Raw genomic sequence first — 22575 nt, forward strand, 5'->3', positions numbered from 1 at the left:
TGCTTAGTCCTCCATCACGCCTTTGCGACCCATCAGGCCACGTGGACGTGTTAGCAAAATGATAATTGCGACAAGGTAGATGATCACTTGGTTGATGCCTGGGATGATCTCGATGACTTCACGCATAGAAGCAAAGCTTTCGAGAATACCAAGCAAGAAACCTGCAAGCACCGCGCCCGGAAGCGAGCCCATGCCACCCACAACAACAACAACGAAGCTAAGGACCAAGAAGTCCATGCCCATGTGATAGTTCGGGGAGTTGATCGGGGTATACATCACACCTGCAAGACCAGCGACCGCGGCAGCAAGGCCGAACATAATGGTGAAACGCTTGTCGATGTTGATACCCAGAAGGCCGACAGTTTCACGATCGGCCATGCCCGCGCGCACAACCATACCAAAAGTGGTGAACTGCAAGAAGGCAAATACTGCACCGATGATCACAGCCGCGAAGGCGAAGTAGACGAGACGCCAGTAAGGGTAAATGATCGTGTTGGGATCGAAGCCAAGCATCGCGCCGAAGTCGAAGGATCCTTTAAAGGCATCAGGCGCAGGTGTTGGGATTGGGTTCGCACCATAATAAAACTTGATGATTTCTTGCAAAACGATCGCAAGGCCGAAGGTCACAAGGATTTGATCGGCATGCGGGCGGTTGTAGAAGTGCTTGATCAAGCCGCGCTCCATAATGACACCAATCAAGATCATCACTGGAATCGCAAAGAAGATGGACAGCGGCACCGCCCAGTCAATGATCACATCACCTGTTGCTTGGCCAAACCAGTCGTGGACATAAGGAACTTCAACTTTAAGCGGATTGCCAAGGAAGTCTTTTTGCGTCTCATCGATAATGGTGCGGCTTGTCGTCAGAATGCGGCTCAATGTGACAGCACAGAACGCGCCGATCATGAACAGAGCACCGTGTGCAAAGTTGACGACACCCAAGGTGCCAAAAATCAGCGTCAGACCAAGAGCGATCAGCGCATAGGCTGAGCCTTTGTCGAGGCCGTTGAGAATTTGAAGGAGTATTGCGTCCATGGTCCCACCTTTTAGGATCGGCATACGGGAAGCGTTCTAGCAAAGCAGCGCGTTAAAAGAACGAATGTATATGTGCAGAAAGTGTAGAGTAGGGTGCGTGATAACACGCACCCTACGAGGCAACGTCGCTTATGCGCCGTTGTTACATGTGCCCAAGTTACCGCCCGCAACTTGTGGGTGGTTGGGATCATACGTGACCTGCGCTGCAGGTGTGACTTCAACGATCTCAAGAAGGTCGAACTCGGATGTTGGGTTCTCTTTACCCTTCATGACGAGAACGTCTTTGAAGCACTGGTGATCGTCTGCACGGTAAAGCGTCTTGCCGTTACCCATGCCGTCGAACTCAAAGCCTTCAAGCGCTTCTGCAACTGCGCAAGGTGCGAAGGAACCCGCACGCTCAACAGCGTCTGCATAGAGCATTGTCTGCACGTAGCATGTGTGCGCCGCCTGTGACGGTGGGAAGCCATACTTTGTACCAAACGACTTAACGAATGCTTTGGAGCCTTCGTCTGTCAAAGACCAGTGCCAGTTCGCAGAACCGAAGATGCCTTTCACGTTTTCACCAGCACCCTTCGCCATCAAGCGAGAGTAAAGTGGAACGATGATCTGGAAGTCTTTGCCGTCAACCTGCTTATCACGCAGACCGAACTGAACAGCGTTGGTCAAGGAGTTAACCATGTTTCCGCCGTAGTGGTTCAGAACCAGAGTATCGGCACCGGACTGAAGAACAGGCGCAATGTAGGAAGAGAAGTCAGTCTGTGTCAGTGGTGTCTTAACCGCTGCAACAGTTTCCCAGCCCATTGCTTCTGTGGAAGAGCGAACCGCTTCCTCAGTTGTGTAGCCCCAGTTGTAGTCCGCTGTCAGGTGATAGGTCTTACGATCTGTACCATATGCGTTCTTCAGAACTGGCGCGAGTGCCGCACCGGACATGTAGGAGTTAAAGAAGTGACGGAAACCGTTTGCCTTCTTGTCTTTACCTGTTGTGTCGTTGGAGTGCGTCAAGCCAGCCATGAAGATGATGCCAGCTTCTTGGCAAAGCGCCTGAACCGCAACAGCAACACCGGAGGAGGAGCCACCGGAAATCATCACTGCGCCGTCTTTTTCGATCATCGACTTCGCAGATGCGCGCGCCGCGTCAGACTTTGTCTGTGTATCGCCTGTGACGTACTCGACTTTCTTGCCGAGGATGCCTGTACCCTTCAGCGCTTTCGAGCTGAATGTGTTCATCATGCCGCCGTCGCCGCCGCCATTGAGGTGCTCGACTGCAAGCTCGAATGCGCGCAGCTCGTCAGCACCCTCATCCGCGTAAGGACCAGATTGTGGAACGTTAAAACCAAGCGTGACCGTGTCGCCTTCTGGCGCGTTGGTGAAGCCGGAGTGACCTGCTGCTGACAGGTATGTTGGCAATGCCAGACCTGCACCAGCAACGGCGCTTGTCTTCAAAAGACCGCGACGTGTGAAGTTACTTGTGGACATGAAAATCCTCCCATTTTTTCTAAAATGCGGGGGCATGCTCCTCAACAAACCGACCCGCGATGCACAAAAGTGCTGTCTTATAAGACGCTCGGTAAGAAAACTTCGCAACAAATGCTTTTAACAAAACAATTATTTTGTAAACGAATGCACAATGCCGTCGTATACTTTGTAAAGAAATTATTCTGCGACGCAGAAACACGTTGAAACTGTAAGAGAAAATAATGAGACGAGAGACATTAACAGGTAGCCGTATCCGCGAACGCCGTCTGATCAATGGACAAAAGCAAGCTGATCTTGCGCGCAAGGCCGGAATCTCCGCGTCCTATCTCAACCTTATCGAGCATAATCGCCGCAGAATCGGCGGGAAGTTGTTGCTCGACATTGCGTCTGTGCTTGGGGTTGAGCCGATGAGCTTGAGTGAAGGGGCGGAAGCCGCGTTGCTGGGCGCGTTACGCGAAGTCGCAGCGATGCACCCCGTTGAACAGAGCGAATTGGAACGGGTTGAAGAGTTTGCAGGACGTTTCCCGGGCTGGGCCAGTTTGATCGAAACTTTGGCGCAACGCCAGAGCTCACTGGAGCAAACCGTTGTTTCCTTGACGGATCGTATGACCCATGATCCGCAATTGGCAGAAGCCTTGCATGACATGTTGGGCGCGGTAACGGCTATTCGTTCGACATCCTCCATCCTCGTGGAAACGGATAAACTAGAGCCGGAATGGCAAGATCGCTTTCATCGCAATTTAAATGAGGATGCGACGCGTTTAACGGAGGGCTCGCAGGCGCTGGTGGCGTACCTCAACGATGAAACATCAGAGCATCAGCAAGTGACAACGCCGCAAGACGAGATAGAGGCGTTTTTTCAACGCCACGGATATCACTTTGCATTGTTGGAGAATGGCGGCTCTGACACGCAAGCTCACGATGCGATAGCAAGCATGCTTGAAAATGCAGATGATTTGTTGGTGTCCGCCTCAGCGCGCGCGCAAGTTAAGCGTTTGCTCATACGCTACTGGTCTGATGCGCAGGCTTTCGGTTTTGATGTGATGTTGGATGAAGTGTCCAATGTTGGCTTGGAGCCTGCATCAATTGCCGCGAAATACAATATAGATATCGGATTGGTTATGCGCCGCTTTGCGAGCGTTCCAGGCGATGTTTTGCGCCCACTTTTGCAAAACAGTCCTTATGACATCGCCGAGGCTGGTATAGGGCTAGCTGTCTGCGATAGTTCCGGCACGCTCACGATGCGAAAACCCTTGCCGCGGTTTGCCCTGCCAAGATTTGGTGCAGCATGCCCGCTTTGGTCGCTTTACCAGGCGCTATCGCGTCCCCTTGTTGCGCTGCGCGAGCGCTCCCAGCTCAGTGGCCGTGATGGCGCACCGTTCGAAACATTGGCGTTAGCGGCTCCTGTCAGCGCCCCTCAATTCGGTGCAGTGCCCTTGCTTGAGGCTCATATGTTGATGATCCCGCTGTCCGCGAGCGGCGCGGCTCAAAACCTTGAGCCACTTCGCCCGATTGGGATCAGTTGTAGAATTTGCCCACGAGGTGAGTGCATAGGCCGGCGTGAGCCCTCCATCCTTGCGGGCGGTGTGTAGCATTGCAAAATGTGCGCGCGTGTCTAATGTGATAACACCGCAAAACGTCGAACTGGGAGGGTCGCGTGAACAAACATGTTCTATTGGTCGAGGATGAGCCAAACATCATCGAAGCGGTAAGTTTCTTGCTGTCACGCGATGGATGGAGCGTCTCTACCCATTCCAATGGTCATGACGCAGCGGATGTGATCCGTGCCAAGCAACCCGATGTGTTGGTGCTTGATGTCATGCTTCCTGGGCGCAGTGGATTCGATATTTTAGAAGATATTCGCAGCGAAGGCGCCTGTATGGATGTGCCTGTTTTGATGTTAACGGCACGTGGACAAACCAAAGACCGCGAACGCGCCGAGCGTTTGGGTGCGACGCGCTTTATGACCAAACCGTTTTCAAATGCTGAAATCATTGAAACATTGCACGAGTTGAGCGGGCCTTGAGCGATCGCGGTTCCGTTTACGATGCACCGGACGCCGGTGGTCGTCTCTTTTTAGAACGGCGCGGGTATCGTCAGCGTCGCATAATCGACGCTGCACGCATTCTGCCGATTGTTGGGTTACTGTTATGGCTTGTACCTTTAATTTGGCCTGATGCTGGAGAGGACGGAGCGATTGGGACTGCCCAAGCGACACTTTATGTGTTTGCAATTTGGGTTGCGCTGATTGCGGCTGGCGCTTTTTTAGCGTGGCGTATGGCACCACATGAAGAGCCAGCTAGCGACGGCGCGAACAATGCGCAGGGATCCGCAAGGTGAACCTGCTGATCTTCGTCTCTTTAGGCTATGTGATGGTGTTGTTCATCGTAGCCTTTGCGGCGGAACGCGCAGCGCGGGCAGGGCGTGCAACATGGCTGCGCTCTTCCATGATCTACACATTGTCCCTGTCGATCTATTGTACAGCTTGGACGTTTTATGGCGCAGTTGGTTTTGCCGTGCGCTCGGGACTAGAATTTGTCACCATTTACCTTGGACCGTCTTTGGTCATGCTTGGCTGGTGGTGGACCCTACGCAAATTAGTGCGCATTGGCCGCACGCAACGCATCACATCTATCGCTGATTTGATTTCATCGCGTTTTGGCAAGTCAAATCTACTCGCCATTGGACTGACGTTGCTCGCAGTGGCTGGCACAACGCCTTATATTGCGCTTCAATTGCAATCGGTGACGCAGTCTTACGCAGTTTTCGCGCGAGCTTCCCAAGGCGGCACGGGAGAGATCAATCAAACTGTCACCGCTCTATGGATCGCTGTCGGACTTGCGTTTTTCACGATTTTATTTGGTACGCGAAAGCTGGACGTGAATGAGCGTCACGACGGGGTCGTTATGGCGATTGCCGTGGAAGCGGTGGTGAAGCTTATCGCGCTTCTGGCGGTCGGGGTGTTCGTTGTTTGGGGCCTTTCTGGTGGCATCGCGCCGATGCTGGAAAAGATCGATGCCTCTGAGATTGGAGCTTGGGACGTCAGCGGGGGACGCTGGGCGGGCCTTACATTTTTGTCTGCTGCGGCGTTTATCTGTTTGCCGCGCATGTTTCATGTGATGGTGGTGGAGAACGATGACGAGCGGCACTTGCGCACGGCGTCTTGGGCCTTTCCGGCCTATCTACTGCTTATGAGTTTGTTTGTTCTGCCAATCGCGGTGACAGGGCTTGATCTGCTGCCGGAAGGATCAAATCCGGATATGTTCGTTCTGACTGTGCCGCTGAGCCAAGGACAGAACGGCTTGGCTATGTTGTCTTTTCTAGGTGGTTTTTCGTCTGCGACGTCTATGGTGATCGTCGCAACGATTGCCTTGTCCACGATGGTGTCAAACCACATCGTTATGCCTATCTGGGTGTCGGTTACTGGCGGAGGTGTCAGCGTTTCAGGGGACGTTCGCTTTGTCGTATTGCTGGCACGGCGCTTGTCTATCGGCGCGATTGTTATGCTTGCCTATTTCTATTTTCAACTCTCTGGTGGCGGCTCTGCTTTGGCTGCAATGGGGCTTGTGTCCTTTGTCGGCGTTGCGCAGGCGCTACCGATCATGATTGGTGGTATATTTTGGCGCGGTGCGACCCGACTGGGGGCTCTTTGCGGGCTTGGAATAGGCTTCGCTATTTGGACCTACGCGCTGTTTTTACCCAGCCTTGGAAATGGGTTGGTCTTTTCCGATGCAATACTTGCGAATGGCCCTTGGGGGCTTGAATGGCTCACACCGCAAGCTTTGTTCGGCATCAAAGGGCTAGACCCGATCTTGCATTGTTTGCTTTGGAGCGTTTTGTTCAACAGTGCGGCTTTCGTTCTTGTCTCGCTCTGCACGTTTCCAGCGCCTATGGAGCGCTTGCAAGGGGCGCAATTCGTCAATGTGTTTCAACAAGCACAACCAAGCCGCGGTTGGTCACAAGGGGCCGCTCAGTCCGAAGATTTGATGATCATGTCCCAACGGATATTAGGTGCGCGCGAAGCTCAAGCTTTGTTTGAAAAGGAAGCGCGGCTGCAAGGTGCGCAGGGAACATTGCCTGAACCGACGCCTGAGTTTTTGGAGAGCTTAGAGCGCAAACTCTCAGGTTCAGTCGGCGCGGCGACGGCCCATGCGATGATCGGTCAAATTACTGGGGGCATGTCTGTATCTGTTGATGATTTGTTGGCTGTTGCGGATGAAACGGCTCAGATCATGGAGTATTCCAGCAAGCTCGAAGCGCAGTCCTTCGAGCTGACCCGAACGGCAGAACAGCTGCGCCAAGTGAATGAAAAACTTACCCAGATTTCTGTACAAAAGGACGGCTTTATCAGCCAGATCAGTCACGAGTTACGCACGCCTATGACGTCGATCCGCGCGTTCTCTGAGATTTTGCGAGACAGTGATGATATGCAGGCGTCAGACAAGGCGCGTTACGCGGGGATTATTCATTCAGAAACCTTGCGCTTGACCCGCCTTCTGGATGATTTGCTCGACCTTGCTGTGCTGGAAGCAGGACGCGTATCATTGAACCTGACCGATAAGCCGCTTCTTGAAGTCCTAGAAAACGCGGTGTCGTCTTCTGGGGTTTCTCACAGCAACACACTGAAAGTGACGCGTGAGGACCCGCCTACTGAAGTCATGCTCTTCACGGATGTTGATCGTTTGTCGCAGGTTTTTATCAATGTGATTTCTAACGCTGTTAAGTATTGCACCGCCCAGGAACCGACGTTGCACATTAAGTCCTTTGAACAGGATGGTACGGTGATTGTTGATTTCATCGACAACGGAGCAGGGATTGATGAAGATATGCGAAGTGTCATTTTCGAGAAATTCTCGCGCGTGGGCGAAACACAGGCGGGCGGTGCAGGGCTAGGTTTGGCGATTTGTCGCGAGATTATGCATCGCTTGGACGGTGATATTTCCTATCTTGGCGGTCAAAACGGCGGAGCATTTAGGGTGCGTTTCCCAGCACGTTTGACCACAATTCAGCCAAGTGTGTAAGTTTTTAGTAAGCTTCTTGCTCTAGTGCGTACCGAACCCCTTGTAACGTGGACGGGGTTTGTAAGCCGGAGAATCGATCATAGAACCTATTCCCAGCATTCTGCGACGTAAGTTGCGTTCTGAGCCTGCGAGCGCACAGGAGCAAGCGGTCTCGCCTGCAAAAGCTGCGCGCCTCAGTCTCGCGCGTGCGGCGGACAAAGCGTTTGAACTTCCAATGCGTGTGAATGCTATCCGCCAAAGTCGGCTCGATCTTGCAGATGTCGTTGAAAGTCTGGAAGAGGAATGGGCAATCTATCCATTGGTCAACGATGACGGGTCCATTGGTGTTATGTGTTTCGACCCTGCCTGCGTCATCGCGTTTATGGAGCGTCAAACAAAGGGCAGTGTAAATCCGTCGGATGAAGAAGCACGCCCTTTGACGCGCACGGACAAAGCATTGGTTGGGGCGTTTCTTGAAGTGTTTTTCAATCTTTTTGACGAGTCACTTCTAGGCGCGCCGACAGCCTATTGGACCCGAGGCTATCGCGCGGAAGATGCCGTACATAGCCGTCATTTGATGGTCTTATTACTAGATGCCAGTGAATATCGCGGCTTTGATATTTCGTGTGAGGTGTCCGGTTTGGATCGATCAATCTCGATGCGTCTGTTTTTGCCGATAAAAGAACAACAGCCGACGCTTGCTGAAGCTAGCAAAGCCAAAAAGAAAAACCGCCCTGACAAAGATCAGATTAGCAATAAGACCATGCGCGGTGCCGCGCTTGCGGCAACGGTGGAGTTAGATGCAATCATGTGTAAGGTGACGATGCCGCTGTCTCAACTGAACACCCTTAAAGCAGGTGAATTGGTGCGATTGCCCCAGAACGCTGCGGCGCAAGCCCAGCTTGTGGATCACTCCGGTCAAACGTCTCGTGCGGTCAACCTAGGGCAACTTCACGGCATGCGTGCCGTGCGGTTGGTTTATAGCGAAGCTGATGAAATGATGGGTCAAGAGCCACAAGCGATTGAAACGCTGCAACCCAAAACGCAGATGCCAGAAGACATCGCGCCTGCGTCCTCAGACCCTGTGCCCAATCCTAGTGCACAGGGCGATGAATTAGACGCCCTCTTGGCGACGAGTAGCAGTTAGGGAGCGAGAGAACCCTAGCCCAAAGCGTTGCGCAGGCCCGACAGATCGTAACCAGCTTGTGCAGTTTGTGCTAGAATATCGTCCGCAGATTGCTTGCCTGCTTGGTGAAGCGCCCAGACGACAGAGCATCGTGTACCCGACGCGCAGTAGGCAAGAACAGGGCCTCCAGCGGCATCAACCATATCAAATTGCTTGGCGATATTTTCGGGTGTCATGGTGACATGAGTAAGCGGAAGCACCTTGAAATCAACGCCTGCCGCTTGGGCGGCCTGCGCCATAGCAGTGACTTGCAGATGCGCGGGCACTTCTTCGTCGGGGCGATTGCAAATCACTGTTGAAAACCCTGCTTCAACAATTGCGGTAAAATCGCTGGGGCTAATTTGTTCGGAAACGGCGTAGGTCGGGGTGATGGCTTTAATATGCATATCGCGTTTTTAGCGAGCGCCAAGCCGCGCGTCCAGAGCACGACCGAAATAGGGCGCAAGCGCCATTCCAACGGCCATCGCGATGACAAACATAATGTTCTGCCAGCCGCCAAAGCCAATCGAGGCAATCGTTGGTCCAGGGCACAGCCCAACAAGTCCCCAACCCATGCCGAACATAATGGATCCAACAATCAGATTACGACCGAGCTTTGGATCTGCGGGTTTTGGGAAACTGCCACCGACAAGCGGCGTGCGCACACGTGTGAGCTGCCAAGCAATCGCCATTGGAATGATTGCGCCCCCCATAACAAAGGCGAGTGTGGGATCCCAATTGCCAAAAATATCGAGCCAACCCTGCACTTTTGTGGTGTCTGTCATGCCAGAAATTAACAAACCAGCGCCAAACAAGCCGCCTGCGATCAATGCGAGTAGGTATCTCATCAAATCACTCCCAGTGCATGGCGCAACAGCGCAACTGTAACACCGCCTGCGCCGATGTAGATTATGGTCGCAACAATTCCTCGCGGCGAAAGGCGCGAGATGCCACAAACGCCGTGACCTGATGTGCAACCATTCGCAACGCGCGTGCCGATTCCCACCAAAAGACCAGCGAGAATGAGCAGGATTGGATTTTGTGTCAGATGCGTGTCAGACTCTGTTACAAACGGCACCATCAGCAGGGGCACAATCACCAAGGCGACAAGAAAAACTGCGCGTTCTTTCCAAGCGCTGCGACCCGTACCGTCGATAAGACCACCGATAATCCCGCTTGCCCCCATAATCCGCCCATTCCCGAGCAAATAGACAGCGCCCGCGAGGCCAATCAGCAAACCGCCGATAAGGCCCATGATCCAATCTTGTTCCATGTCTTGTCATTCCCTTAGAGTCACGGCCGTTTAGAGCTAATTGACCGGAACTTTAAGGAGAAAATGACACCCTCAGCGAAAGACCTTTGGCGCAGCACAGCTCAATGTTCAAATAGAGTAACGACCTGCTTAACGGGTGAGGTCTTTCATACCGCGCTCAAGTCCGGAAAGTGTCATTGGTACCATTTGCGCATCGAAAATGTCTTGGATCATTTTGATCGAATGTGTGTAGCCCCAGTGTTTTTCTGGCAGCGGATTGATCCAAAGGTTGCTTTTCCACTGTTCGCGCGCACGGGTGAGCCACGTCTGACCGCTTTCGGCATTCCAATGCTCATTTGCGCCACCTGGATAGGCGACCTCATAAGGGCTCATGGATGCATCGCCCACAAAAATGCATTTGTAATCAGGGCCATAGGTGCGCAGAACTTCGTGCGTCGGGGTTTGCGCATCCCAGCGACGCCGATTGTCGCGCCACACGCCTTCATACAAACAGTTGTGAAAGTAGAAATATTCGAGATGTTTGAACTCGGCGCGTGCCGCAGAAAACAACTCTTCCACAACTTTAATATGTGGATCCATGGAGCCGCCAACATCTAAAAATAACAGCACTTTGACGGCGTTGCGGCGCTCTGGCCGTGTTTTGACATCGAGGTAGCCGTTTTCAGCAGTAGCGCGAATGGTTCCATTCAGGTCCAGCTCTTCAGTTGCGCCATCACGGGCCCAACGGCGCAGGCGCTTTAACGCAACTTTAATGTTGCGTGTGCCAAGCTCGACACTGTCGTCGAGATTCTTGAATTCGCGCTTATCCCAAACTTTCACGGCACGCTTGTGGCGGCTTTCATTCTGACCAATCCGCACTCCTTCGGGGTTATAGCCATACGCCCCAAAAGGAGAGGTGCCGCCAGTGCCGATCCATTTGTTGCCGCCCTGATGACGGCCTTCTTGTTCTTTGAGACGTTCTTTCAGCGTTTCCATGAGTTTTTCGAACCCACCAAGCGTATCAATTTCGGCTTTTTCTTCGTCGCTCAGGTGTTTTTCCACCATTTTGCGCAGCCATTCCTCGGGAATCTCAACTGCGTTCAGCATTTCTTCAGTGCTGATCGCCTCTAACCCTTTAAAGGTTGAGGCAAACGCGCGATCGAATTTGTCGATGTTGCGTTCGTCTTTCACCATTGAGGTGCGCGCGAGATAGTAGAATGCGTCGATGTCGTAGGTGGCAAGGCCGCGCTTGACCCCTTCCAGAAACGACAAATATTCGCGCAATGAAACGGGAATGCCACCGTTGCGTAGGTTGTCGAAGAAGGGGAGAAACATCGCGTTATACCGCCATGCGGTGCACAATCAGCGTGATAATAAAGCCGATCAACAAGAAAGCGATGCCAAATCCAGCAGCATATTGGGCCATATCAGCCCAATTGCCGCCTGCTTTTTTTGCGCGCAATGCGCCCAGTGCGATGCCAAATAGCCCCGCGATTGTGTAGATCATTTCTAGCCGCGTCCTCTTTTCAGCGGGCTAAGCGATGAAATTTCACGCAATTTGGCCCGCACAGCCCAGTCTGGACCAAAGCCGTATCGCGCCCAACCCAAACTGTCCATACGAATGGTACGTGCTTCTGAGGTTCTTCCGGCAAGGTCCAACGCTTCTGCGCGTTGCAACATCAGTGTGGACATCAATGCTGCGTTCTCATAGCGCGCGGCGGTATCCAAATGCGGTCCGATCTGCTGTAATGCCGCGTTGCCATTGCCTTCGGCAATGTAGAAGGACGCAAGCTGCGATGCAGTATAGGCAGCGTGTAAGCGGGTAGAGGGGTTTTGACCATAAAGACGCGCTGCGATTGCGAAATGCTCGCGGGCTTTCTTTAGATCGCTCGACATATTGAGGCGACCCATAGCGTAATGGCTAAAGGCGCGGCGATGATCATTCCACCCCATTGCGACTGCGATTTGCATCGCTTCGTGCGCTGCGCGTAGTCGTTCGTTTTGACCTGCGCCTGGTCCAAGCGCGCGTTGGATCGAATTGATCCACGTGCGTGGTGTGCGTGTCAAACGGCGTGGTGAATATTGTGCGCCGCGCGGATTGATGCGGGCTAGAATACCACCGATACGTTCTGCGACCTGAGATTTGGTCATGCCATTGCGCAAAGAGGGGTCATAGTACGCGCGCAAGATTGTCATATCAAAGCCGGTCAAAACCGTGTGCACGTTATCATCATTAAAGACAGAATCGGGGAGGCGATAGAGATCGTTCAACGGTCCAAGCGCTTGTGCGAGTTCTTCATGCAAGCAATCGCGCACTTCTTGCGGGCTGGAATCGTTCGGTAAGAAGATTGATAAGCGTTTGCGCTCTCTCAGGCTGGTCCAATTCACGAGGGATGTGCGTCGTGCCAGTTTATATTGTGCAAGGCTGGAAACATTCGGAGCGACAAAGCAAGCCGCTTGGGGAAGCATTGCGCGGATCTCTTTGCGGGAGACCGCCTCTATGGTGATATTCGCATCTTCAGCCTGGTTTTGTTTAATATCAATGCGCGCTTCTGTGCGAAGTCTATGCAAAAGGCGGCTTAGATCACTTCCGAGCCCTGCGGACGGTCTGCCCGTGACGCGCACTGATATCGGGCCTTCAAAGCGCGTGAGCACTGGCAAGCTGCGCCCGCTCTCGAGGTTAAAAGATAATTCAAGGAAATCACGGCCGATGTCTGAGTTGGCGCGTAAAGATGGTGTTGGGCGCGGGGCGCTGAACACTTTGACAGCGGGTAGATTGCCCGCAACGGACTGTGTTTCGGCACGCGAGGGCATATCGCTCGGAGTGGACGGCACGCAGCCCGACAGAACGAGGTAAAAAGGGAGCAAAAATCGGCGCATTTAGGTCTTCAAACCCCGTATCGGTCGCAGAGGACTGCGAAATGGGACGTTTGGGATAACGCCCGATTATAAAGAGACCCATAAGGGCAACGATGAACCGAAATGAGGGAGGACCGCGCAACCGCACGCATCTGAGCAATGCTCGGACGCGGAACACAAGACGTCTGTGAAAGACTTGCCTGCAAGGTTTAACTCCCGTTCACTCATTAAGGTGTGCACTTCTTCGCAGCACACCCTGTCGGGTTTAAGAAAACTTAATGGCAAGATTAAGGAACTGCCTCGGGGACACTAACCCGATACAATTTCAAGGTGTTATAGGGGATTGTTCACGTTTGGGAATTTGTTGCTGGCCTGCCACCTAGATATTGGGTCAGTGACAGGCCTAAGGCATAGAGATGTGCATTAATTGTAAACGACTGTCGTTTTACGCTGCTCTCAACCGCGTCGGGCCATGAAGGCGAGTCGTTCAAAAAGATGTACATCTTGTTCGTTTTTGAGCAGCGCACCATGCAGCTTTGGAAGCGCACTCGCACCGTCACGTTTCAAGTCTTCTGGGGTCAGGTCTTCTGCCAACAGAAGCTTTAGCCAATCAAGCACTTCTGAGGTAGATGGCTTCTTTTTAAGGCCTTGTTGTTCTCTTATATCATAAAACTGGGTTAATGCGGTGGTGAGCAGGGCTTCTTTGATGCCAGGGTGATGCACTTCTACGATCTTGCGCATGACATCAGGTTCAGGAAATCGGATGTAGTGAAAGAAACAACGGCGCAAGAATGCGTCCGGCAATTCTTTCTCATTGTTTGAAGTGATGATGACAATTGGTCGATTCTCAGCACGGATCGTTTCTCCCGTCTCGTAGACGTAGAATTCCATGCGATCGAGTTCTTGCAGTAAGTCATTTGGAAATTCGATGTCAGCTTTGTCGATTTCGTCGATCAGAAGAACGACTTTCTCTCCAGCTTCAAACGCTTCCCACAACTTACCCTTGCGTATGTAGTTTGCCACGTCATGGACACGTTCTTCGCCCAGCTGGCTGTCCCGAAGGCGGCTGACTGCATCGTATTCATATAGGCCTTGCTGCGCTTTGGTCGTTGATTTGATGTTCCACTCGATCATTCGTAACCCAAGACCGGATGCGACTTGGCGTGCGAGTTCTGTTTTACCTGTGCCGGGTTCGCCTTTTACCAAAAGCGGACGTTCTAAGGTAACAGCCGCATTCACCGCGATTGTAAGGTCGTCCGTCGCGACATAATCTTGCGTTCCGGTAAATTTCATTTGCGCTCTTTCTCTATTCCAAGTGTTCTCGTTACCTTATCTCGCAGTAAATATCGCTGCAATGTGAGTTTATTCGGTAGTGACAAGCCAGCTACCTTAGGGTAAATCGCGCCCACCGACGCCAGAAATGACCGTAGCCAGAACTCAAAGGATTTTACCCATGGATGATGGCAACAAGGGGGACGAAAACATGAAAGCTGAAGTATTTTTGCCAGATGATTATCGTCCGGCTGAAGACGAACCGTTTATGAACGAACGTCAAACAGAGTATTTTCGCAAAAAACTGACGGATTGGCGCGACGAACTGTTGTCTGATAGCCGCGACACAATCGAGACGTTGCAAGACGGAACTCGCAACATCCCAGATGCGATTGATCGCTCCAGCGAAGAAACCGATCGTTCGCTTGAACTGCGCACACGTGACCGCCAGCGCAAGTTGGTCGCCAAGATTGATTCAGCACTGCGCCGAATTGACGAGGGCGAGTTTGGTTATTGTAGTGTGACGGGCGATCCGATTTCGCTCAAGCGTCTTGATGCACGTCCGATCGCAACTATGAGCCTTGAGGCGCAAGAGCGTCATGAGCGCCGCGAAAAAGTACATCGCGACGACTGATCGCAGGTAAATCAATAGATTTTGAAACGCCGGGGCTTTCGCTTCGGCGTTTTTCTTTGCACAGGTAACCTATGGATAACACTCTTAGCATAAGTATTGTGGGGGGCGGGATTGGTGGCCTCGCCGTTGCCACAGCGCTCGCGCAAAGAGGGATGCAAGTTTGCGTATTTGAACAAGCGGCCCAAATCGCTGAAGTGGGCGCAGGGCTACAGGTCAGTCCCAATGGGCTTCGCGTTTTACGCGCGCTTGGCTTGGAAGAAAAGCTCAGCAAGCGTTCCAGCCAGGGGCAAGCCGTGAGTTTACGCCGTGCTGAAAGTGACTATGAAGTCGCGCGGCTTGATTTGAACAAGTTGCCAAGTGATCAACGATATCATTTTGTCCATCGCGCCGATTTGATTTCTATACTCCACAATGCAGCACATGAAGCGGGGGTGACAATCAAGCTCGATCGAAGTGTCACTTCAATAGAACCAGGTAGACCCGCAAAGCTGAATTTCTTGGATGGGACAAGCGCGCAGAGCGATCTTGTCATCGATGCAGGGGGGCTACACAGCGTTTTGCGCGGCACCTTGAACACCGCTGCTGAGCCATTTTTCACTGGCCAAGTCGCATGGCGTGCTTTGGTGCCCAACGTTGATAACCGCCAACATGACGTTCAAGTGCACATGGCAGATGGGCGTCATATCGTGAGCTATCCATTGCGTGGCGGTGAATTGGTGAACCTTGTCGCGGTGCAAGAACGTGCTGAGTGGCGTGAAGAGGGATGGTCGCAACGCGATGATCCCGACAATCTACGCGCTATCTTCAAAGACGCATCTGCGAGTGTCCAAAGCATGCTGTCGCGTGTGGAGGAGGTAAATTTATGGGGGCTCTTTCGCCACCCCGTCGCGGATAACTGGCACGCAGCAGGCTGCGCGCTGCTTGGCGATGCCGCGCATCCAACACTTCCTTTTCTAGCGCAGGGCGCAAACATGGCGTTGGAAGATGCCTGGGCGCTTTGCATGTGCTTGAAGCGAGAGCCTGATTTGAACGCAGCGTTGTCGAAATATGAAACCATGCGCCAACCGCGCGTGCGCAAAGTTATTGAAGCGGCGAACAATAATGCTTGGCGCTATCACTTACCACGTGGTCCTATACGTTTGGCAGCCCACATAGGGTTGGGACTTGGCAGCCGTATCGCGCCGGGCCTTATGCTCAAGCAATTTGATTGGCTCTATGGGTACGATATCACAACTGCGTTTGATTAAAATTAACTGTTCCGTGTCAAACAGGCTGCGCGTATAGTGTGCTCAGGAAATGAGCCGGAAACAGGCCAATGACAAGAGCGGTGATCTTTATACTTTGGGCACTTTTAGGTGCCGTATCGACTGCCTCTGCGCAGTCGTTCACCGCACTTGCGCGACTTGAGGCGAGCGAAAGCCGGATCACGACCCAAGGCGGCGCATTTCAGATCGATTTAAGCCTGAGCCAAGGCGTGCCTTATCGTGTGTACACATTAACAGAACCCGCGCGTTTGGTGCTAGATTTTCGTGAGGTTGATTTCTCCGGTGTGGATGCCAAATCTTTGATACTGAACGAAAACCCGAAAACACTCAGGTTTGGCGCTGTGCGCCCCGGTTGGTCACGCTTGGTGCTTGATTTGCCTAGGCCGCAGGTGGTGTCACAAGCGGGGCTTCGCGTGGATGAAAGCTCTGGTGCTGCGGTTCTTAGCGTTGCGCTGAAGCTCACGGATCCAGAGGAGTTTAAACGCCGCTCTGGTGCGCCAAGTGATCCGGTATGGGACAAATTGCGACCAAGCGTTTCACCAACTGTATCTTCTAGTGACGACAAAGCTCTCACCATCGTGCTTGATCCGGGTCACGGAGGGATCGACCCAGGTGCCGTGAGCGCTGGCATTACTGAAGCAGACCTGATGTTTGTTTTGGCGCAAGAGGTTCGCGATGCTTTGCTGCGCTCTGGCGATGTGAATGTTGTGTTGACGCGACAAGGGGATGAGTTCGTTTCGCTTGAGCGACGCGTTAAGATCGCGCGCGCAGCCGAGGCAGATTTGTTTGTTTCTTTTCATGCGGACGCACTCGCAAGCGGCAAGGCGAACGGTGCAACAGTGTATACCCTTTCAGAAGAGGCGAGCGACGCTGCTTCTGCCGCTTTGGCCGAACGTCATAATCGCGCTGACCTGCTTGCAGGCGTTGATCTAAGTGGTCAAGACGATGAAATCGCGGCAATCTTGATGGATCTCGCACGATTAGAAAACAAACCCCGCTCCGAAGCGCTCGCGCGTGGGATCATCCTAGGGATCAACACGGAAGTCGGACATACATACAAACGCCCGATCCAATCAGCGGGTTTTTCTGTTTTGAAAGCACCTGATATCCCTTCAGTGCTGATTGAAGTTGGGTTCCTTTCCAGCAAAGACGATCTCACCAAACTTACTGATCCGATTTGGCGCATGAAAATGGTCGTCGGTATTCATAACGGAATTCAAGCTTGGCTTTTGAACGATGCTGCCGATGCGCAGTTCAGACGCAAATAAAGTGATTAAGATAGACCATGACCATGCGCAAAAAGCTGCTTACGCCTGCCTCGGTTGTGTTTTGACCATTTGGTACGCGCGGCGTATATACTGCATATAAAAAACGGGGGCCGACACGTGCTCAGAGCAATTTTATCATTCTTTGGATCAATCTTTTCCCTTGTTACCATGGGGTTGATGATGGTCGCGTTAACCATTGGCGCGATTTTCTGGATGTATGGCCGTGATCTGCCAAGCCATGACAGCCTTGCTCAATACAAACCACCGACGATTTCACGGATTTATTCCGGCGAAGGTCAAATCATCGACGAGTTCGCCAAAGAACGTCGTTTGTTCGCACCGGCTGACGAAATTCCCGAAATGGTGAAGCACGCTTTGATTTCTGCGGAGGACAAGAATTTCTACACACACGCAGGCTATGACACGCGCGGTATGGCGTCTGCGTTGCGGGACGCTGTGGTCTCGCGTGGGCAAAACGTTCGTGGAGCATCGACGATCACGCAGCAGGTTATGAAAAATTTCTTGTTAGACGGCTCACGCCGCGCAGAACGCAAGATCAAAGAGATTATTCTCGCAACGCGGATCGAAGAGACACTGACCAAGGATGAAATTCTCGAACTGTATATGAACGAGATTTTTCTGGGCCAAAACAGCTTTGGTTTTGCTGCGGCTTCGCAGACATATTTCAACAAAACTATGGGTGAACTTGCGCCGCATGAAGCGGCGTTTCTGGCATCCATGCCCAAGGCTCCAAGTCAGTTTCATCCGGTGCGCCGCAAAGAGCGTTTAAAGCAGCGCCGTGATTTCGTACTTAAGGAGATGATGGAAAACGGCTACATTACGGAAGCGATTTATCAAAGCGAAGTACAACAACCGCTTCGATCTGTTCAGAATGGCGACTTTGAAAGCTTTAAGTCGGCGCTGCCGCCGCGTGATTACTTCACAGATGAGATCCGCCGCCAATTGAGCCGTGATTTTGGCGAGGGCGAGTTTTTCACAAGTGGTTTGACCGTTCGCGCGACGATTGATCCTGAAATGCAGGCGGAAGCGGCTGATGCATTACGCCGTGGACTTGAGCGCTACGACCGCTCGCAAGGAATTTGGCGCGGGACTGGAAAAAAGATTGAAGCTGATCAACTCGGCAGTGAAGAAGCATGGCGCGCTGCTTTGCGCGATGTGAACATTGCGCGTGATATCACGCTTGAAAATAAGTGGCATCCAGCCGTGGTCCTTGAGGTTGGCTCCAATGAGGCCCGAGTAGGACTTGAGGGTGTGGAAGAAGACGGGGATGGACACTGGATTCCTGCAAAAGACGTGCAATGGGCTCGCAAACGTTTGGCTGACGGCGGACTTGGTCGCAAAGCACGGGTTGCGGGGGATCTGTTAGAAGTCGGGGACGTTTTGCATGTGCGCCAAATGACCGCCGATGACACTGGTGCTTTCATCCGTTGGACGATCCGCCAAGTGCCAGAAGTGCAGGGTGGTTTCATGGCTATGGATGTAAATTCCGGTCGCGTTATCGCGATGCAGGGCGGATTTTCTTATCAGCATTCTGTCTTTAACCGTGCCACGCAAGCGCAGCGCCAACCGGGCTCCAGCTTTAAACCCTTTGTTTACGCCTCTGCGCTAGATAGCGGCTACACCCCTGCAACGATTGTTGTCGATGCACCCATTGAGATTAACACCCCTCAAGGTCTGTGGCGTCCGAAGAACGCATCCAAGACGTTTTATGGCCCAACACCTTTGCGCACGGGTATCGAGCGATCGCGTAACCTGATGACCATCCGCCTTGCGGAAGAGGTGGGGATGGATACCGTGGGCAGCTACGCCGAAAAATTCGGCGTTTACCAAGAGGGTGATTTTCTGCGTGTTCTTGCGAACTCGCTTGGCTCTCAGGAAACGACTTTGTTCAAGATGGTCGCGGCCTACGCAATGTTTGCGAATGGTGGTGAGCGGGTGGAGCCCACATTGGTTGATCGGGTTCAGGACCGCTATGGTAAGACAGTTTACAAGCATGACGAACGGATTTGCACCGACTGTAATGACCCCGCGATTGCACCAACCCGCAGCCCGCGCATCGTGTCTGACCGCGAACGTGTGATGAATGCTGTAACAGCGTATCAGTTGACGTCTATGATGCGCGGCGTTGTTGAGCGTGGCACAGCTTCGAAGACTGTCAGCCTTGGCGTTCCAACGGCTGGTAAAACCGGCACAACAAATGATGCAAAGGACGTTTGGTTCGTCGGCTTTACAAACCGGATCGTTGCAGGCTGCTACATCGGCCATGACACCCCGCGTAGCTTGGGGCAGGGCGCATCAGGTGGCGGTATGTGTGGACCTGTTTTCAACCAGTTTATGAAGAAGGCAACGCAGAAATACGGCGCGAGCAAGTTCCGCGTTCCTGAAGGATGTCAGTTCATCAATATGGACCGTTTTTCAGGTGCGCGTTTGTCCGATGGTGCCTCTGGCGACAATGTTGTGAACGAGTGTTTCCGCGAGGGCGAGGAGCCAATCTTCGGTGTTTCATTTGATGGCGGTTTTGCAATGGGGAGTAATCTGTCGCTTATCCGTCCCGATGGTCAAGTCGCGCGTCAGGTTACAACGTCGACGGGCAAGAAGGCTGTCGTCGGACGAAGGGCGACGTTCGGAACTTTGAGCTCGGGTGGGCTTTACTAAGCACCACTCCCCTTGTGAGTGGAACATCGCTGGTTTATCACGTTTTTGTAAGACACAACGACGGGATGCCCCATGCGCGCAGACGCTCAGAACACGGTTGAAGAGATTGAAAAGTCTTTAGAATTGCTCAAACAGCGCCTCGATTGGGAGACGGCTGAATTTCGTCTTGAGGAATTCAATGCACGTGTCGAAGATCCCGATCTTTGGAACGACGCAGAGGCCGCGCAGAAATTGATGCGTGAGCGGCAAACGCTTGTGGATGCAATGGGCGTTTACACCTCTATCAACCAAGAATTATCGGACAACATCGAGCTGATTGAGCTCGGTGAGATGGAAGAAGATGAAGAGGTCGTTTCAGAGGCTGAAGACGCGCTAAAAGCACTTGCGACGAAAGCGGCTGAAAAAGAGCTGGAAGCATTGCTGGATGGTGAAGCTGACAGCAACGACACCTTTCTTGAGATCAATTCAGGAGCAGGCGGCACAGAAAGTTGCGACTGGGCATCAATGCTTGCGCGGATGTATGTGCGTTGGGCCGAAAAACGTGGTTACAAAGTCGAGTTGCAGTCCGAAAGTGCCGGCGAAGAAGCAGGGATTAAATCCGCAGCTTACAAAATTTCAGGCCATAATGCGTATGGCTGGTTAAAATCAGAAAGCGGCGTACATCGCTTGGTGCGCATTTCGCCTTTTGACAGCGCAGCAAAGCGGCACACGTCCTTTACGTCGGTCAAAGTGTATCCGGTTGTGGATGACAACATTGAGATCGAAGTTAACCCATCTGACATCCGTATCGACACCTATCGCTCTTCAGGAGCTGGTGGTCAGCACGTGAACACGACCGACTCGGCTGTGCGTATCACCCACGCGCCAACCGGCATTGTCGTGACGTCGTCAGAAAAGTCACAACACCAAAACCGTGATATCGCGATGAAAGCGTTGAAATCACGTCTTTATCAAATTGAATTGGATAAGCGCTCAGCTCTTGTAAACGAAGCGCATGAAAACGCGGGTGATGCAGGGTGGGGCAATCAAATTCGATCTTATGTTTTGCAGCCCTATCAGATGGTAAAAGACCTCCGCACCAATCATGAAACCTCAGACACGAAGGGTGTTTTGGACGGTGATCTTGATGGGTTTATGGGGGCCACCTTGGCGATGAATGTATCGGGCAAGAGCCGTGCGGAGGCGCAAGGCGAAGACTAAAGTCGCTTGGGAGGGCGCAAAATGAGCAATATTTTGGATCAAAGCGCCGCCGATCTTGCTGACAAGATTAAAACGAAAGAGTTAAGCAGCGTTGAAGTGATGCAGGCGACTTTGGACCGCATCGATCAGGTAAACGGGACGGTCAATGCGATTGTTTCGCCACGCGCGCATGAGGCGTGCTTGGCAGATGCGAAAGCTGCCGATGAGACCGAAAACAAAGGTCCGCTTCACGGCCTCCCGGTGGCAATCAAAGATCTCGCTAACGCTGAAGGCTTGCACACCTCAATGGGGTCCCCGATTTTTGACGGCAACATTGCGCAAAGCGATGACTTGTTCGTTGCACGTATGAAGGCTGCGGGCGCGATCGTTATTGGCAAGACCAACACGCCAGAATTCGGGCTTGGTTCACATACCTATAATCCTGTGCATGGAACGACGGTTAACCCCTTTGACCCTAGTAAATCCGCGGGTGGCTCTTCAGGTGGGGCAGCGGCTGCGTTGGTCACAGGGATGGTCGCGCTTGCGGATGGTTCTGACATGATGGGCAGCCTGCGCAACCCTGCCGCTTGGAATAACATTTACGGGCTACGACCGACCTACGGTCTCGTTCCGCTGGATATGCCTGGTGATACGTTCTCGCATCAACTCGCTGTGGCGGGCCCTATGGGACGCACTCCGCGCGACGTCGCCATGCTCTTGGATGTGCAAGCGGGCTTTGATGCGCGCCATCCACATAGTTTTGAGCAGCCTTTGGCAAGCCCTCAATTAGGTGGCGATATCAAAGGGATGCGCTTTGGCTGGCTTGATGATTGGGGGGGCGCTTATGCGATGGATGCGGGCGTGCTGCAAACCTGCGAAGACGCGCTACGTCACTTTGAAGCGCTTGGTGCGAATGTCGAACACATTGCGCCACCTTTCGCTGCAGAGCAGATTTGGGAGTCATGGGTAAAGTTGCGTGCATGGGCAAATGCGGGCGGTAAACTTGGGCTATACGAGAACCCAAAGACGCGCGCGCTACTCAAAGACGATGCGATTTGGGAAATCGAAACCGGCATGGCGCTAAGCGCGATAGAGGTTCACAAAATGAGCCACATTCGCACGCAATGGTTGACTAAGCTTAACGAGTTGTTCGCGCAATTTGATGCTTTGATCCTACCGTCTGCACAGGTCTGGCCCTTTCCTAAAGACTGGACAAGCCCAAGCGAAATTGCAGGGCGTGGCATGGATACATATCATCGTTGGATGGAGGTTGTGGTGCCTGCGAGCCTTGTTGGCATTCCAGCGCTTAACATTCCCGCTGGCTTTAATGAGAGCGGCTTGCCGATGGGGATGCAAATTCTTGGACCTCGACATAGCGATGCGAAATTGTTGAAGATTGGCGCGCGTTGGCACGACGCTTGTGATTTCAAACTGTGCAAACCGAATTTAGATGTGCTTAACTCCCAGGCGAAACACTGAGGACTTATATAGCAC

The 22575-nt window shown here is 52.6% G+C and carries 20 protein-coding genes; 11 read left to right on the forward strand and 9 right to left on the reverse strand.

Annotated elements, in window-relative coordinates; translation table 11 throughout:
• Positions 1-3: 3 nt before the first annotated feature.
• Together ACTG3Z_RS03395 and ACTG3Z_RS03400 are read right to left on the reverse strand one after the other, a co-directional pair.
• Positions 4-1035, reverse strand: a complete 1032-nt coding sequence (locus ACTG3Z_RS03395) for a branched-chain amino acid ABC transporter permease (RefSeq protein ID WP_375265105.1) — start codon at positions 1033-1035, stop codon at positions 4-6.
• A gap of 129 nt (positions 1036-1164) precedes the next feature.
• Positions 1165-2511: an ABC transporter substrate-binding protein gene (locus ACTG3Z_RS03400; protein ID WP_439141239.1), complete on the reverse strand. Its 1347-nt coding sequence runs from the start codon at positions 2509-2511 to the stop codon at positions 1165-1167.
• A gap of 221 nt (positions 2512-2732) precedes the next feature.
• Here ACTG3Z_RS03400 and ACTG3Z_RS03405 point away from each other — a divergent pair, with 221 nt between their 5' ends.
• The 5 genes from ACTG3Z_RS03405 to ACTG3Z_RS03425 all read left to right on the forward strand — a co-directional run bounded on the left by ACTG3Z_RS03405 (position 2733) and on the right by ACTG3Z_RS03425 (position 8658).
• Positions 2733-4103 carry a short-chain fatty acyl-CoA regulator family protein gene (locus ACTG3Z_RS03405; protein ID WP_439141240.1) on the forward strand — a complete coding sequence of 457 codons (1371 nt, stop codon included), beginning with the start codon at positions 2733-2735 and terminating at the stop codon, positions 4101-4103.
• 65 nt (positions 4104-4168) lie between these two features.
• Complete coding sequence (locus tag ACTG3Z_RS03410; RefSeq protein ID WP_439141241.1) at positions 4169-4537, forward strand: response regulator transcription factor; 369 nt, start codon at positions 4169-4171, stop codon at positions 4535-4537.
• Positions 4534-4851: a hypothetical protein gene (locus ACTG3Z_RS03415; RefSeq protein ID WP_439141242.1), complete on the forward strand. Its 318-nt coding sequence runs from the start codon at positions 4534-4536 to the stop codon at positions 4849-4851. Before ACTG3Z_RS03410 ends, ACTG3Z_RS03415 begins: the two co-directional genes overlap by 4 nt.
• Positions 4839-7532: an ATP-binding protein gene (locus ACTG3Z_RS03420; RefSeq protein ID WP_439141288.1), complete on the forward strand. Its 2694-nt coding sequence runs from the start codon at positions 4839-4841 to the stop codon at positions 7530-7532. The genes ACTG3Z_RS03415 and ACTG3Z_RS03420 overlap by 13 nt, the downstream gene beginning before the upstream one ends.
• A 112-nt stretch (positions 7533-7644) precedes the next feature.
• Positions 7645-8658, forward strand: a complete 1014-nt coding sequence (locus ACTG3Z_RS03425; RefSeq protein WP_439141243.1) for a hypothetical protein — start codon at positions 7645-7647, stop codon at positions 8656-8658.
• Between the two features lie 14 nt (positions 8659-8672).
• Here the strand turns inward: ACTG3Z_RS03425 and ACTG3Z_RS03430 are convergent, their stop codons facing one another.
• From ACTG3Z_RS03430 to ACTG3Z_RS03460, 7 genes are all read right to left on the reverse strand, one after another.
• Positions 8673-9083 (reverse strand): TIGR01244 family sulfur transferase, encoded by a 411-nt coding sequence (locus ACTG3Z_RS03430; RefSeq protein ID WP_439141245.1) that lies wholly within the window; start codon positions 9081-9083, stop codon positions 8673-8675.
• A gap of 9 nt (positions 9084-9092) precedes the next feature.
• Positions 9093-9524, reverse strand: coding sequence for a DUF6691 family protein (locus ACTG3Z_RS03435; protein WP_439141246.1), 432 nt, complete (start codon positions 9522-9524; stop codon positions 9093-9095).
• Positions 9524-9949 (reverse strand): YeeE/YedE family protein, encoded by a 426-nt coding sequence (locus ACTG3Z_RS03440; RefSeq protein ID WP_375265113.1) that lies wholly within the window; start codon positions 9947-9949, stop codon positions 9524-9526. The genes ACTG3Z_RS03435 and ACTG3Z_RS03440 overlap by 1 nt, the downstream gene beginning before the upstream one ends.
• Positions 9950-10078: 129 nt before the next feature.
• Entirely contained in the window at positions 10079-11263 is a 1185-nt protein-coding gene (locus tag ACTG3Z_RS03445) for a vWA domain-containing protein (protein WP_439141247.1), read from the reverse strand.
• 4 nt (positions 11264-11267) lie between these two features.
• Positions 11268-11435, reverse strand: coding sequence for a hypothetical protein (locus ACTG3Z_RS03450; RefSeq protein ID WP_375265115.1), 168 nt, complete (start codon positions 11433-11435; stop codon positions 11268-11270).
• A gap of 2 nt (positions 11436-11437) precedes the next feature.
• Complete coding sequence (locus tag ACTG3Z_RS03455; RefSeq protein ID WP_439141248.1) at positions 11438-12808, reverse strand: DUF2927 domain-containing protein; 1371 nt, start codon at positions 12806-12808, stop codon at positions 11438-11440.
• Positions 12809-13243: 435 nt separating this feature from the next.
• On the reverse strand, positions 13244-14080 hold the full coding sequence (locus tag ACTG3Z_RS03460) for an AAA family ATPase (RefSeq protein WP_375265117.1): 837 nt from the start codon (positions 14078-14080) through the stop codon (positions 13244-13246).
• A gap of 190 nt (positions 14081-14270) precedes the next feature.
• On the opposite strand from ACTG3Z_RS03460, the gene dksA reads away from it, so the two are divergent.
• From dksA to ACTG3Z_RS03490, 6 genes are all read left to right on the forward strand, one after another.
• On the forward strand, positions 14271-14693 hold the full coding sequence (gene dksA / locus ACTG3Z_RS03465; protein WP_375265147.1) for an RNA polymerase-binding protein DksA: 423 nt from the start codon (positions 14271-14273) through the stop codon (positions 14691-14693).
• Between the two features lie 71 nt (positions 14694-14764).
• A complete protein-coding gene (locus ACTG3Z_RS03470) occupies positions 14765-15940 on the forward strand; it encodes an FAD-dependent monooxygenase (RefSeq protein ID WP_439141249.1) in 1176 nt (391 codons plus the stop codon).
• Positions 15941-16008: 68 nt separating this feature from the next.
• Positions 16009-17226: an N-acetylmuramoyl-L-alanine amidase gene (locus ACTG3Z_RS03475; protein WP_439141250.1), complete on the forward strand. Its 1218-nt coding sequence runs from the start codon at positions 16009-16011 to the stop codon at positions 17224-17226.
• 117 nt (positions 17227-17343) lie between these two features.
• Entirely contained in the window at positions 17344-19902 is a 2559-nt protein-coding gene (locus ACTG3Z_RS03480; protein WP_439141252.1) for a penicillin-binding protein 1A, read from the forward strand.
• A gap of 72 nt (positions 19903-19974) precedes the next feature.
• Positions 19975-21102 carry a peptide chain release factor 2 gene (gene prfB, locus ACTG3Z_RS03485; RefSeq protein WP_439141253.1) on the forward strand — a complete coding sequence of 376 codons (1128 nt, stop codon included), beginning with the start codon at positions 19975-19977 and terminating at the stop codon, positions 21100-21102.
• 21 nt (positions 21103-21123) lie between these two features.
• Positions 21124-22560 (forward strand): amidase, encoded by a 1437-nt coding sequence (locus tag ACTG3Z_RS03490; protein ID WP_439141254.1) that lies wholly within the window; start codon positions 21124-21126, stop codon positions 22558-22560.
• The last annotated feature ends 15 nt before the right edge of the window (positions 22561-22575 follow it).

It is taken from the genome of Planktotalea sp. (genome assembly GCF_965659345.1).
Classification (GTDB): domain Bacteria; phylum Pseudomonadota; class Alphaproteobacteria; order Rhodobacterales; family Rhodobacteraceae; genus Planktotalea.